The sequence below is a fragment of the Halomonas sp. ND22Bw genome (assembly GCF_003011945.1).
Classification (GTDB): domain Bacteria; phylum Pseudomonadota; class Gammaproteobacteria; order Pseudomonadales; family Halomonadaceae; genus Halomonas; species Halomonas halophila.
Window position 1 is genome coordinate 1 of sequence record NZ_PXWD01001844.1, and the last position, 234, is coordinate 234.

Annotated in this window: 1 pseudogene; it reads right to left on the reverse strand. The window is 66.7% G+C overall.

The features are described from left to right. Positions 1–234: pseudogene (locus CVH10_RS24665) on the reverse strand (hypothetical protein); the annotation flags it as partial.

A 234-nucleotide genomic window follows, 5' to 3' on the forward strand; every position in this document is an offset into this window, starting at 1 on the left:
CACCGGCGATCGCGCCGACGATCGTGCCGGTCGTGCCGTTCGAGCAGCGGCGGTTGTAATTGTAGCGACGGTCGTCACCACGGCGATCGTAGCTGCGATAGTCGCGCTGATCGTAATAGCCCCGCTGGTAGCGGTCGCCGTAATAGCGCTGCGCATCGGCAGCGGTCGGCGCAACGGCGGCGGCGCCCATCGCAAGCGCGGCACCGGCAAGGGCGAGATTCTTGAACATGGTCG